The organism is Microcoleus sp. LAD1_D5 (genome assembly GCF_036702115.1).
Taxonomy (GTDB): domain Bacteria; phylum Cyanobacteriota; class Cyanobacteriia; order Cyanobacteriales; family Microcoleaceae; genus Microcoleus.
The window spans coordinates 1-13,696 of record NZ_JAUBSA010000049.1; the positions used below are offsets into that span (position 1 = coordinate 1).

Below are 13,696 nucleotides of genomic sequence, written 5' to 3' on the forward strand. Positions count from 1 at the left end.
TCTGGCTGGTTGTTTATTTCCACATGATGATGCCTCAAGACCCTGTTGTCAATAGACTTTGAGATGCGCTTACCCTGACAGGGAAATGAGGTATTTTTGCTCAACAATACTTCCGAGTCTGGGATGTCGCGCCGCGTTGATTGTAGGCGCAGGGTGGGGGACAAATCTAATTTAGAATTGCTGCGATCGCTCGATTTTTAAGTTATAGTTAATATAGTCGGCAAAGCGCTGGAAGTTAAGCCGCTTTTGGGGCATCGAACTAAGTTAATTTTGTGATTCATAACGAACCGGGCTTTGTATTCCTCCAAGATTTCAATAATCAGGGAGAAATCAATGCTTGCGAGGCCTTTGTATTTGTTAGCGACTGGCAGCGCGAGCAATTTCACAGGCGCTTTGGGATTGACTTTAATCGCAGTTGTGTTTTAAGAAATGCGATCGCACCTTGTTTTGCTAATATTTTCGCCGATAATATTCCTATCCTCTCTCATAAATCTCGACCGCCCGTTCTAGCTTACACCAGCACTCCATTTCGCGGACTAGATATTTTGTTAAAAGTCTTTCCCGAAATTCGTCAAGCTGTCCCCGGAACCACATTAAAAGTATTTTCAAGCATGAAAGTACACCAAATAGACGACAATGATAACAAGCTTTTTTTCGGTCAACTTTACCGCCAGTGTCAGGAAACAGAAGGCGTTGAGTACGTCGGTTCCGTACCGCAACCCGAACTCGTCCGGCAACTGCGTTCAGTCGCGGTTTTAGCTTACCCGAATACCTATTTAGAAACCTCATCTATTGCCGTGATGGAGGCGATGGCTAGCGGTTGCCGGATTGTGACGAGTGAATTGGCAGCTTTGCCGGAAACAACTGCTGGATTTGCCCGTCTAGTTTCAATGTCAGGGGTGGAAAATTTTGCATCGATAACTAATTGGAAGCGTGCGGGCTAACCAGATTGGGAGGGATATACAAGGCGGTTTTTAGAGGCCCTAGTCGGAGTTTTAAATGAGGGCGCGGGTGCGGGGGGCGCAACTGCTGAAAATCATCTGAGACAGCAGGTAGAATATATAAATCAAGGGTGTACTTGGTCTGTGCGATCCCGAAAGTGGGTAGAATGGTTGAATATTATTAGTGTAAAACCTGTAAGAGTGGCAGAGCAAATGATCGGGAATTCTTTAGTAGGTTTAGAGGCAGTGAGAGATTATTTTCAAAAGGGAAATTGGCTGAAAGATCGAGGTGATCTCGGTGGCGCAATCGAGAACTATCAGAAAGCTTTAGAGTTTAATCCAGGAGATGCAGAAGTTCATAAAAAGTTGGCGGAAGTTTATGTTTTGCAAGGAGAATTTGAAAAGGCGATCGCCTCTTGCAATGTCGCTCTTAAATTTCAACCCAATTTTGCTCCTGCTTACTTAACAATAGGCAATGCTTTGCAGAGTCAAGGCCAGCTGGAAATGGCAATTGAAGCTTACTTGCAAGCTTTAGGAATTCAGCCCAAATTTGCTGAAGCCAGCGCGAATTTGGGCAGTATGTATTACAAGTTAGGGCAATTGGAACAGGCGGCAAATTATTACCAAAAAGCTCTGGCGCTTAATCCTGAATTGTCTTCGGTTAATATGATGCTGGGCAGCGTTTTACAGGAGCAAGGAAAGTTAGATTCAGCAATTACTTGCTATCAAAAGGTGCTGCAACAGCAACCTGGAGATGCCAGCGCGGCTGAGAAACTATCGAGTTTGATCGCACAAAAAGAGCGGGAAACTACTGACAGCAACTTTATCGAATTAGAAACAGAATCAGGGGAATCGCAACCAGTATCTGTCAACAAAGATGAAGGCTACGGCTTGCAGCCTTCGAGCATCAATTTGCCGCCAGCGCCCACCACTGAGACTTTAAATACTCCCTTTACAAACCCCGCCGAAGTTTCCGAACAAGTTACCTCGCTCAATGTTCCAGATAGCGGACAAGTTGCCAATTTTCAAGAAGTAGAACAGTACAAAAAACTCGCCGAAAACTTTTTAGGTCAAGGTAAAATTAAAGAGGCGATCGCAGCGTGTCAGCAAGCGATAAAAATTAGACCAGATTTCATTTACGCTTACGTAACTTTAGGCAATGCCTTGCAAGCAGGAGGCAAAACTGAAGCTGCGATTCGATCGTATTCTCAAGCCCTAGAATTGCAGCCAAATTTTGCGGAAGTGCGGGCCAATATCGGCAGTATGTATTTCAAAATGGGGCGTTTGGAAGAAGCGATCGCCCATTACCAGCAAGCCATTGCCCTCCGCCCCGATTTAGCGGGAGCTCACTGGAATTTAGGGAAAGTATATCAGCAACACGGCAACATCGAAGCTGCGATCGCCTGTTTTAAAAGAACATCCGAACTCAACCCGCAGCTAGTCGGTGCAGACTTCCACTTTAACCTAGGTAATCGACTTTTCAGCCAAGGAAAGCGCGAGGAAGCCATCGAAAGCTACGAACAAGCGATCGCCATTAAACCAGATTGGGCAGAAGCTTACGGTAACATCGGCAGTGCGCGATCGCAACAAGGCAATCTCGACGCCGCCATCGCTTACTATCAGAAAGCTGTAGCTTTAAAGCCACAATTAGAAGTTTTGCACTTCAATATAGCCAATTCTTTTTTACAGCAAAACAAGTACGACGAAGCAATTACTAATTACCGCAATACTCTGAAAATCAAGCCCGACTGGCCGGAAGTTCACGCTAACCTCGGCAGTTGTTTTTCCATGCAGGGGCGGCTGGAAGAAGCTTTAGCCAGCTATCAGCAAGCCCTGGCATTAAAACCGGATTGGGCAGAGGTTTACTGCCGCATGGGACACATTCAGAAACAAGATAAGCCGTTGGAGGCGATCGCCAATTTTGAAAAGGCGCTCCAATGCAACCCCAAATTTAGCGAAGCCTACCAACAATTGTGCGACTTGCTAAGTCATTCCACCAACCTCGCCGGGGCCCGTAGCGTAGCCGACAAATACTGCGAAAACTGCGGCGAAAATGCCCCAATCATGTCAGCTACAGCCTACGTCTTTTCCTACCTGCAATCAGGTGTCAGCAAACAGGCAATTCAGAAACTAGAAGAAATCGAAAGCCTCTGCTACGAAAAGATCGAAACTTTTAGCGTAATCGAACTAAAACTTCTCTACGAAATCTTCCTGTTTGCAGTTTCTCACCTGCGAGACAATCGCGAAAAAAATGCCAGTTTCTACAGACTCATTGCCAAACAATACTACCAAAAAGCCGTCCCGCAGCGCCAGCAACTTAACAGAAGCAACCTAGCCCATTACCAAACAAAAGAACAGCGTCATTTAAAAATCGGCTTCCTTTCCAAACACTTCCGCCGCCACTCAGTAGGCTGGTGCAGCGAAGCTTTAATTCGCGAATTAAGCCACATCACCCCCCACGTTCACCTTTACGTCACCGGGAAACTCAACCGAGATGAAGTTACGCAGCGGTTTGAAGACATGGCGGGCAAGTTTTACTGGCCTAAAAAATATCCAAACGGCTTTGCTGATGGCGGTGAAATTTTCGCCGAAGTAGCGCAAGACAACTTGGATGTTTTGATAGACTTAGACTCTATGACAGTCCCAACAAATGTCGAAGTTTTATACCAATATCCTGCGGGAATTTGCGTGTCTTGGCTAGGATTTGACGCGCCCTACATTTCAGATAATCACTACTTTCTGTGTGATGAACACACGCATCCCCCTGGTGTGGAAAAAAATTACTTAGAACAGTTAGTAAGATTGCCTGTTTGTTCGGTAGCAATTGGCGCACTGCAAAGCATTCCTGTGAATCGAGAAGCGATTAGAAATGCTCTCGGAATTGGCTTGGATCAAATGACTTATCTGTGCGTTGCGCCAGGGAGAAAAACAAATCCCGAAATGGTACGAGCTCAAGTTAAAATCCTTAAGGAAGTACCAGATAGTTTGTTAATCCGCAAAGGTCAAGGCGACCCCGATATTATTCACAGCACTTACCGCGAAGAATGTGAAATTCAGGGAGTAGATTTTGGTCGGATTAAGTTTATAGGGCAAACCAGAAGTGAAGAAGAACACCGCGCTATTTATTATGTAGCCGATGTGCTTTTAGATTCCTATCCTTACAACGGGGGGACTCACAATTTAGAGGCTTTGTGGGCGAATTTGCCAGTGGTAACTCGATCCGGCGACCAATATCTTTCGCGCATGGGTTACGCTTTTCTGAAAAGTGCAAATCTTGATGTTGGTGCGGCGTGGACTTGGGAGGAATACACGCAGTGGGGAGTTAAGTTTGGTCGCGATGCTGGTTTCAGAAATGCGGTGAAAGAGCATTTAATAAAATCTAAGCAGCCAGAAAATCTCGCACCTTTGTGGAATCCTAAAAAGTTGGCTGAGGATATGTATGAGGTGTTTCAAAAACTTTTGTCAGTTGACGGTTGACTGTTGACTGTTGACTGTTGACGGTTGACTGTTATCAATTGTCAGTTGTCATTAGAAGGAAAAATTTCCGCATCTCTCACTCTTCCCCTCTTTCCGTGAAGTCTTGTAACAATCTTCGTGGAAATACGTAAAAATTCCGCGCCGAGTCTGATAGATAAATAGCTGATTCATAGTACCGCGATCGCACTAACTTTATGCCAGTTAGGGCGATCGCTTTTTTTGTGGTGCCAGTTTGAAAAAAGAATGCAACTGTAGACAAGCTCTAAACGACCAGCTTTATCAGTCATTCCCAAATCTAAAATCTAAAATCTAAAATCTAAAATAACCTGACTACTGACTAATCACTAATAGCCACTCGATCGCGCCCGCCCGACTTAGCTCCATAAAGCGCCTTATCCGCAGCTTCAATCAGCATTTTCGGCGAGTTTTGACCTTCAGAAATCGTCGCAACTCCCATGCTGAGAGTCACGCAATCGCTGACAACAGACTTAATGTGGGGAATTGCTAAGGCTTTGACGCGGCTGCGGATTCCCTCAGCAACAGCCTGTGCAGCCACGATATCCGTATTTGGCAAAATTACCCCAAATTCCTCGCCGCCGTACCTAGCAGCCAAATAGAGGCGTTCTGCGGGTGCGTTCGTGCAAGCATCCCCGATCGCCCGCGCCACTTGCTGCAAACAAGCATCCCCGGCTTGGTGGCCGTAATTGTCGTTGTAAAGTTTAAAACAGTCAATGTCGCACATAATCAAAGATAGCGGTTCCGAAGAGCTCGACTGCTCCCATTCCCGGTTGATCACCTCGTCAAACCGGCGGCGGTTAGCTAGTTGAGTCAGACTGTCCAAATTCGCCAACCCGTCCAGTCGCTGGTTGGCAGCAGCTAGCTGCTGGTAAAGTAAAGATTGTTCGATCGCGATCGCCACTTGAGTACCCAACTGACTCAGCAAATCCACGTCAAACTGCTGCCACTGGCGGGGTGCCGAACAGTGGTGGGCAATCAGCAAACCCCACAACTTCGGCACTTGACAAGAACCGTTACCTTCCCTCGGTTCTATTCCCTGCTGGACAATCGGCACCACCAAATTTGCCTTCACCTGACACGCCTCCAAAAAATTAAGGTGACACTCGCTCAAATTAGAAGCATGAATATCCTCTATGGCGCGAATGCGGCCCTTTAAATACTGTCCGATGTAAGTAGTGGCAAAACAGCAATCATCAATTGCCATCCCCTTCAGTGGCATCCATCCTTCTCCAACTGACTCCACCACCACATTTCCGTTCCAGTCGGGTCGGAAGCGGAAAACCAGCACGCGATCGGTTGCCAAAAACTCCCGCACTTCCGCTACTGTAGTGTTGAGAATATCTTGGAGATCCAGAGAAGAACGGATGCGCGATTGAATCTGCCCGATCAGGCGTTCCCGTTCTATTTGTTGTCGCAGCGCGACTTGGGCTTGCTTACTTTTAGTAATGTCCCGACCTTCCGGCAGCAGCAATACTATTTTGCCAGTTTCATCCGCGACCGGTTTGAGAGAAAAATCAACAGTTGCCGTCCGATTTATACCTCGAACTTCCACTTCATAGCGGACAAATTCACCTTGTGCCGATCGAGAAATCGCCTCTTGCAACTGTTCCTGAACTTCCTCAGAATCTCCCCACCAAGGCAACAGCCAAAACGGTTTATTTGCCACATCCCGTAGCTTAATTCCCGCGAAATCCAGAGAAGTTTGGTTAGCTTCCAGCAGAGTGCCGTCCGGTTTCAACAAGCTCACAAATTGGAAAGAAGAATCAAAAATTGCCCGAAAGCGCCTTTGAGAATCTCCCAACATTGCCGTCACCTTTTCGCGAGAGGTAATATCGCGGAAGCGCCACACCCTGCCAATAATATTTTGTCCGACTCGAATCGGCTGCGTGTAGCGCTCAAAAGTGCGGCCGTCTTTAAATTCTAGAATATCGCAACCTTCCGACTCTGCATCGCTATAAAATTTTTTAACTCTCTGCAAAAAAGCCCTCGGATCTTTAACTTGCTTAGTCAGAAATGCCAGCCGCACCGTTCTATCCATTGAGTTTCTAACTTCTTCATAAATTCCCCACATTTGAACTAACTTTTCGTTATAACTAATCAGTTCTCCGGCGGTAGTAACCGCGAGAATGCCGTCGGCAGTTGCTTCTAAGGTAGCGTGCAGCAAAGAGCGCGATCGCTCTAATTCTGCTGCGGTCAATTTGCGTTCCGTGAGGTCTCGGACTGCTTTCACCTGGACTAAACGACCTTCCCAAAATACGAATTTGCTGCGAACGTCAGCGGGGAAAGCAGTTCCATCTCGCTTAAGAAAAATAGTTTCACAGACTGTATTGCTGGCAGCAGAAATCATTTGCGGCGCCTGTTTGTATGATTTCGGCGAGAGTAGTTCCAGCAAGCTCATTCCCACCATTTCCGCAGGTTCGTAACCGAAAAGTTCGGCAAAATTGCTGCTGACGCTCAAAATTGTGTCGCGGTCAGCCACGGCAACTGCTTCAAAATAAGCTTCGCATTCGAGCAAGCGCGCTGCTGACTGGCTGCTGCCATTTTCGCCCGAGGAGTAGCTGTTGTTAATTAGCTGTTGCAGTTGCGTATTTGCGGAGTACAAAGCGGTCATGGCTTGCCTGTACATAGCAGTGCGTTTTTCGACTTTTTCTGCGAGGCGATCGCGATATTCTCGCAGTTCTTTTTCGACTCTAATTAAATCAGTAATATCTACTGCAAACACGATTACACCAGCGACTTTACCTGTTTCATCGCGGTAAGGTATTTTATCTGTCCGCACCCAGCATTTTTGACCCGAAACTGTTGGTAGCAATTCGACTTGCCCCTGTTTGGGAAGGCCAGAATGGATTACTTCCAAATCTTCTAAATAATATTGCTCTGCTTCGTCTGGATAGATTTCATAAAAAGATTTACCTTCTAATTGAGCTGCAGGCAAACCTCTCGATGCAGCGGCGGCTTGATTAATTCGCAGCAGGCGACTTTCGGTATCTTTGAGCCAAATCATCGCCGGCACGGAATCAAAAATAATTTGCTGTTCTTGTTGCTGGAGGCGTAGTTCTGCTTCTGCTTGTTTTCTTTTAATTATTTCTTGTTGCAATTTTTGGTTGGCTTTTTTGAGTTCAGCAGTGCGTCTTTCTACTCTTTCCTCTAGTTGATCGTAGTATTGGGTCAGCAAGTTTTGCTGCTGTTCATGCCGTATTGCTTCTAATTTTAATTTTTCGCTAGCTGACAAACTTGAGGATACAAAATCTGCTAATATTTGGGTAAATTCGTGTTCTTCTTCCGTCCAATCACCGTCGGAACCCTGGCGTTCGGCGCTGACTATTCCCGCCATTTGACCTGCCACCACAATCGGTACATTTAAAAGGGAAGTCGTGCGCTGATAGACCAAATAAAGACCTACAAGTTCTCGTGTTCTGGGGTCATTTTCTGCGGCCCCAGTTGCGATCACACTTGCAGATTTTAAAGCTTGAAAATATGCCGGACAGTCGGAGGCGGTGATGATTATTTGTACGGAATGGAGTTTAGTATTTTGTTCGTAAAGGTCGATGCAGTGAAGCTGAGTTTTGTCTTCGCCGTATAGCCAAATACTGGCTCGATCGCAGTTGACAATACTGACAGCGGTTTCTGTTACTTCGCGGATGAATTTTTCTAGATTGTTGCGTTCTTTAAGTTGACTTTGGGCTAATTTTGCGATCGCCAAAGTTGGGCTACGCCCATTTTCTCTCTGTTTGGGCGGCATGGGTGACTGCGAAGCAGCATTAATTTCTTCGCAAACTAACAGTACCGCCGGCCGTTGAAAATTGGCAAGTGAGCGACCATTGGTATTTTCCTCTATTTTCCAATCTACCGCCGGCATTGCGCGCGCGGTTGCTTTTACCCTAATAATCCTGCCGTCTTTGCAAGTCAAGCAGCCTTCCCAACAGGCAACTGTTAGAGTTTGCTTACCGTTTTCCTGCTGTGCCAATCCGGCAAATTCACTTTGCATTTTTCCTTGATATTGGCAGGAAAATATGTTAAAAATTGAATGAGAAATTAATTCCTGCGATTTGTAGGCAAGGCGAGACTCGCCGAATTGATTGAGCGAAAAAACTCTTCCCAAAGCATCAAGGACGAAGTAAATGCCAGGAAAATTGTCGTAGAGAGTTCGATACCAATCCTGTTGGACGTTTTTGCTGCACGAAAGTTTTGCTGCCGCGAGCTCGTCCTCCGTGCCGGTTAAGTAAGAATTGTTGGTTTCTGGGTTGCTTGAATGACTTTTTTTAGCAAACACTTTTAGCTTAACTCGACTGTAATTAATTTTACTTTCTGGAATTTAACTTTCTTGTGAAACTAAATTAAACCTGTTGTTTGAAAAAAGTTACAAGTTGTAACAAAATTACAACTTGTCCAGCACCCTGTTTTTCGCTTTCCAATGCAACCACTGTGTTTGTTTGTAGTTGGTAGACCCTCTGCCGGCGATATTTCCCGCTAGTTGCAATGCCAGCAGGTTTAGCTGCAATTACCCGGTCTGTACTTTTAGCATCCTAGACAATGGAAAAAACCGATTATCCCTGATTTTAAGTATATATGATAACACTCAAATATTTAGTATTGGGAGTGACCTACTTGGGATTTGGTTTGGGATATTTGCCCGGGCTGCGGATGAACCGGGCGGCGGTGGCAATTGTTGGGTCAGCTTTTGCGGTGGTTGTGGGGATACTTGACCTGAAAACTGCTGGGGGGGCGATCGACCCAAGTACGATCGTTTTGTGTTAGGAATGACGATCGTGAATATAGTTAATTTGACAGCTTAATAAATATTTGCAATAATTAAGTTAAGTAAATCTTATGATGCACAATCGGTCACGGGCTTTAGTCCTAGAGTTTATACTTAATCTTGTCCAGCAAACGCTAAGGAGGTAAGAAACAGTGACTACCCAACCCGCTGCGAAACCCAGACTTAATTCTGCGTTCAAACAACTGATGTCCTTACACTGGGTGATGTCAGCTTGCTATTTAGTGTTGTTTATTACCGGTACGTCTATGGCTCGATTGCCGGGAGAATTGTTTATTCGAGGCCCCCTTTACGATTTTCACAAATCCGTAGGAGTGCTGACAATGGCTTTGCTGACTTGGCGGATTTTAACTCTGCTGCGCGTATGGTGGAAAAAATATACGAAACGCCTGCCAAAGTTTACGAAGGAATGGTACAAAAATTTTGCTCTGCACGCAACTTTGTACGTTTTTATGTGGCTAGTTCCGGTTGCGGGTTTCTTACTTTCTAACTCTTACAAAAGTAACAATGTGAAATTTTTCGGAATTCTTTTGCCGGATATGTTTCCGCAGAATTCCGCACTGGTTGAGGTGGGAAGGAGTTTGCATTTTTGGCTGGCGTACACATTTTTAGCGTTCGTAATTTTGCATATTTTAGATCAGAAGAAAGTTGTGAGAGCTAATTGGCGTAGGTTGGCAAATTTTGTTCGCACTAAGTTCGCAAAGGCTCAAAATGTGGGATAAATTTGCGATGAGGTACTATATCTCCATTGGTATTGATAAATTTACTGCAAAACTAGCTATTTTCCAGGGTGATATTCTGAAATTTCTCCCATCGTCTGACTTCTGGGGCAAATTTATGGGTTGTTCTAATAAATCGACAGGCTGACTAATCGCCAAACCCAAATCGCTCTTTAATTCCAACTTCGCCTCTTCACCGTGACACTCGCAACACCGCAAAATCCACACATTAGAATCCTCTTCCGACTGTTTAAACGCCATCAACACTAAATTTTCGGCGGACAAATCCAATAACTTGCCAACTGCGGATAAATTCTTGTTTCGATTTTCTCCTAACTGTGGCAACACCTTTACTAGCAGCGGCAAATTCAACTCGTAGCCGCGCCGAACTGTGCCGGCTTCTTGCCAATTTCCAGCGTGGGGATAGACGGCACAAGTAAATTCGGAAACTCCTACATCTGCTTGTTCATCGGGCCAAGTTGAACCCCGAAGCAATGTCAGCCGAATTTGATTCGGCTGAAGGTCGCAACCGTATTTGCAATCATTGAGCAAACTCACTCCAAAATTGTCATTGCTCATATCCGTCCAGCGCAAAATCGGCACTTCCCATTTGGCTTTTTGGGCGGGTGTTTGCGGCTTGGTTGTGCGATCGATCGCACCGCCGGGAATTTCGCAAGTTGCAAAATCTGCTTCTACATTTAACCCAAAGGCTGCTTTTACTAAAACGTGAGTTTCTTGCCAATCTGCAACAGTCTTGATTTTCAGCACCGGCGAACCTATTTCTACTATATAATCTTGGCAAAACTCCGATTTGCCAATTTGTCGGACTACGCGCAAACTCTGCCGTATTTCTCCCTCCTCTACCCAAAAAATATCTTTGAGTGTCGGCGCGGGTAATTGATGTTTTTCATAATTTGGATCGATATTCCAAGCATCCCAATATTGGCCACTGTCTTGAAATGCTTGCAGTTGATTGCCGCCTGCTGCATTCAGGACTTCTCGGTTATTTACTTTATCCCAAATGCTGGATAAATTGCCAGTTTTGTCGTCTACTGTTGCCCGAATAAATTCATTTTCTAGAACCATTTGTGCGGCTGCAAAAGGCGTTTCTTGACTAACTGTGTTTTTTTGTGCTATACCGTATGTAAGTTTTGATAACTCTGTCTTTTTTTCGGTTTCTGGACTCGCAGACGCATTATCAACAGTTTGAGCGTCTTCGCGACACAGCCAAAACACCTGGTAGCCAACGGCGGGGATATTATTGGCCCAAAATAACAGTGTAGATTGCGATTGCGGTCGATCGCGCCTGACAATTTGCGACACCAGTCGCCGTCGGGAAAAATCGTAAATTTGCCAAGCTGAATCAGCGGAATCGGGAAGCGGTACAGCCACAACCTCAGAGCGCGACCAATTGAGAGTATTGAAAATCAAAATCGGTTGAGCGTCGGACTGCGGAGGATGCGGCAGAGAAATTTGAGCCGAGATTGCATCCAAAGATTGTAGCAAGATTTCGCGACAAGTGCGATCGACCTCGGCAAAGGCTATATTAGCATCCGCGTAAACTTGGGCGATCGCAGAACCGGGCAAAATATCATGAAACTGGTTAAACAAAATTTGTTTCCAAGCAGATTCTAATTCGGACTTCGGATAAACCGCACCAGCACAAATCGTTGCCAGCGAAGACAGCAACTCGGCTTGGTAGAGCAATTCTTCGCAGCGGCGGTTTTGGCGTTTTTGGTCGGCGCGAGTCGTGTAGCAGCCCCGGTGGAATTCTAAGTAAAGTTCGTCTTTCCAAATCGGGAGAGTGCGGGGAATAGTTTTGAGTTCTGAGATGGGAGGATTTGCATCCGAAATTGCCGACAATTTTGACAATTCTCGCGGCCGCAAATTCTCCTGATTCTCCGAGTCTGGAACATCGCTTTCAGAGGAACTTTCCCCAACTTCCGGCAAAAAATGACTCTCAATCAAAGACAAATAATCAACCGCTTTCGCAAACTCCAACCTCGGGAAAAAAGGCGACATTTTCCAGCGTTTCGCCACCTCCAACATATCACGAGTCGGGCCGCCGCCGTGGTCGCCAACCCCAGGCAACCAAAGAGCATCTTGCAAATTAGTTTTAGCTTCCCAGTCAAAAGCATAACTTGCCATTTTCACAGATTCTATACTTTCGCCAATTGGAGGAGACATCATACTAAATATTTTAGTACCGTCCAACCCTTCCCACCAAAATGCACCGTGGGGAAATTCCGTTGTATCGTTCCAGCGCAACTTTTGCGTCACAAAATAATCAACTCCACCTTGCCGCAAAATCTGAGGTAATTGCCACCCAAAACCGAAAGTATCCGGTAGCCAAGCTACCCGCATCAATTCTCCAAATTTTTCTTTTGCGTAACGCTGTCCGTAAAAAACTTGCCGCACCATTGATTCAGCGGAAATCAAGTTTAAATCCGGTTCTACCCACATCCCGCCGACAACTTCCCAGCAACCCGCCACCACCTGTTTTTTAATCGCAGCAAATAAGTCCGGCCGATGTTCTTCCATCCAAGCATAAAGCGCCGGAGTTGAATGGCAGAAAATCAAATCGGGAAACTCCAATTGTAATTTCAATACCGACTCAAAAGTTCGCTTTGCCGCTTCCCAAGTTTCCGGGACAGGCCACAGCCAAGCTAAGTCTAAATGAGCGTGACCGACCAAATAGATTTTACCTGTATATATAGATGTCAGTTCACCACTTTCTCCTATATATATAGATGTAGCATTGCTATTTTCTCCAACCTCAAAAACCTCATCCCTTCTTCCTCCCTCTGTGCTCTCTGCGCCCTCTGCGGTTCCCTCATCCAACTCCCCCGAAAAAGATGTCCGATCGCCACTTTCTCCTATATATATAGATGTAGCATCGGTATTTTCTCCACCCTCAAAAACCTCATCCCTTCTTCCTCCCTCTGTGCTCTCTGCGCCCTCTGCGGTTCCCTCATCTAAATCCCCCGAAAAAGCCCGCAGAGATCCCAGTAAATTGTGCCGCAAAACAGACAGCGAGCGATCGAACTTTTCGCGATCGCACACCGCCGACCAATCAATCAAACCCATCGCCAAATCAATCTCAGATTTCAGCGTTTCCCCCTTGACAAACCCGGGGCGATTTGCTATTGTTTCGGTGGAGAGGTATTGGGAATTTAAATTTTCTAAATTGTGAGTTAGCGAATTTTGCAAAATCTCTAATTCGGCAGCAACAAAACCCGGATCGAAACAAGAAGAGTCAGCAGCTTCGTACAAACAAATCGATCGCACTAAAGCACCGTTATCGTGACCCGGACTTACCAACCGCAAAATAACTAAAAATTCATCTCCGGGATTTGCCGACGAACTCAACAAAACTCGATCGGCAAAATCAAATAAATCTCCCTGTCCGACTAACTCGCCGTTCACAAAAATTTGAGCATCTTCTGCCCACCAAGTCAAACCCAGCAGCAACCGCAAACCAACCACAGGATAGCCGTGCAAATTGTCAGGAATTACAAATTGCTGGCCCAAATACAAAACTTGTTTCCCCGACGGCCAAGCAATATGTCCTTTGCTGTTAAGTTCAGCAACAGGGCTGTTACAAATATTTACTGAAGAAACAGCAGAGTCAGAATCGCAGTACCTCCAACCAGACTGAACCTCCACTTGGCTGAGGCGGCGCAACTTTTCTACAACTTCAGAAATATTGTTGCTAGCAGGTGACACAGAAGCGCTCATATTTCGCTAAAATAGGATTTGTGTAG

General features: G+C 45.7%; 6 protein-coding genes. 4 read left to right on the forward strand and 2 right to left on the reverse strand.

Annotated elements, in window-relative coordinates; all coding sequences use genetic code 11:
• The first annotated feature begins 272 nt into the window (after nt 1-272).
• Both QUA70_RS19220 and QUA70_RS19225 read left to right on the forward strand, forming a co-directional pair.
• Nucleotides 273-944: a glycosyltransferase gene (locus tag QUA70_RS19220; RefSeq protein ID WP_333349293.1), complete on the forward strand. Its 672-nt coding sequence runs from the start codon at nt 273-275 to the stop codon at nt 942-944.
• 198 nt (nt 945-1,142) lie between these two features.
• Nucleotides 1,143-4,418, forward strand: coding sequence for a tetratricopeptide repeat protein (locus tag QUA70_RS19225; RefSeq protein WP_333349295.1), 3,276 nt, complete (start codon nt 1,143-1,145; stop codon nt 4,416-4,418).
• 337 nt (nt 4,419-4,755) lie between these two features.
• Here QUA70_RS19225 and QUA70_RS19230 read toward each other — a convergent pair whose 3' ends face one another.
• Nucleotides 4,756-8,709: a PAS domain S-box protein gene (locus QUA70_RS19230; protein WP_333349297.1), complete on the reverse strand. Its 3,954-nt coding sequence runs from the start codon at nt 8,707-8,709 to the stop codon at nt 4,756-4,758.
• Between the two features lie 296 nt (nt 8,710-9,005).
• On the opposite strand from QUA70_RS19230, the gene QUA70_RS19235 reads away from it, so the two are divergent.
• Both QUA70_RS19235 and QUA70_RS19240 read left to right on the forward strand, forming a co-directional pair.
• Entirely contained in the window at nt 9,006-9,194 is a 189-nt protein-coding gene (locus QUA70_RS19235) for a hypothetical protein (protein WP_333328406.1), read from the forward strand.
• A 153-nt stretch (nt 9,195-9,347) separates the two neighbouring features.
• The gene (locus QUA70_RS19240; protein ID WP_333328402.1) at nt 9,348-9,935 is read left to right on the forward strand and encodes a cytochrome b; all 588 of its coding nucleotides are present in this window, start codon (nt 9,348-9,350) and stop codon (nt 9,933-9,935) included.
• A 15-nt stretch (nt 9,936-9,950) separates the two neighbouring features.
• On the opposite strand, the gene QUA70_RS19245 is transcribed toward QUA70_RS19240, so the two are convergent.
• A complete protein-coding gene (locus QUA70_RS19245; protein WP_333328399.1) occupies nt 9,951-13,670 on the reverse strand; it encodes an alpha-mannosidase in 3,720 nt (1,239 codons plus the stop codon).
• Between the last annotated feature and the right edge of the window lie 26 nt (nt 13,671-13,696).